Annotated in this window: 1 pseudogene; it reads right to left on the bottom strand. The window is 76.6% G+C overall.

Annotated features, from left to right (window positions below):
* Window positions 1–475 precede the first annotated feature (475 nt).
* Window positions 476–727, bottom strand: a pseudogene (locus SSBG_RS17780) (hypothetical protein); the annotation flags it as partial.

Genomic DNA, 727 nt, shown 5'->3' on the forward strand with positions numbered 1-727 from the left:
CCGGGCGGGGCGGGGCCGTACGTGATCGCGGGGTCGCCTGCGGACGATGGGGCGGCGTGGACCGGGCGGTCGCTCGGGCCCGGCCGCGGGCGGGCGGCGGTCCTCCGGAGCGGGTGAGGGAGCGGGAGGAGGAACGGGGGCCGGTCCGGTCTTGTGCACGGGTCCCGTTTCCCGGGCGGGTCCCGTTTCCCGGGCCGGACCCGGCTGCCGCGCCGCATCCGGTTCCCGCGTCATGCCTGATTGCCGCGCCGTGTCCGACTGCCGCGCGGAGGCCGTGTCGTGTGCCGCTCCCGACCTCCGTGCGGAGTCCGCGCCGTGGGCCGGTTCCGGCTCCTGCACCGATCTCGCCTCCTGTGCCGCTGCTTCCTCGGCTCGCGCTGTCTCTGCTCTGCCTGCCGTCCGCGTCTGCCGCGCGAGCTCCGCGCCGTGGGCCGGTTCCCGCTCCCGCGCCGCTCCTGCCTTCCGCTCCGCTCCCTCACCCGTCTCCCGTCCGCATGTGGTCCTTCCTTCTGCCGTAGGCACCTCCCGACAGCAGGTCTCCGCTCTTGTCGCCCAGGTCCAGTGCCGTGCTGCCCGCCCAGGCGCCCCGCATTTCGCGGAGCCTTCCGCCGGCCTCCTCGGCGTTCGCCCGGAGGCCCTCGTGCCGCGGGTGCCGGGCGCTCAGCTCTCCGACGTCCTTGGCGCGGCGGCCCGTCTCCACGTCTCCCAGCGCACGGCCCCGCTCGCG

It is taken from the genome of Streptomyces sp. SPB074, assembly GCF_000154905.1.
In the GTDB taxonomy this organism is placed as follows: Bacteria; Actinomycetota; Actinomycetes; order Streptomycetales; family Streptomycetaceae; genus Streptomyces.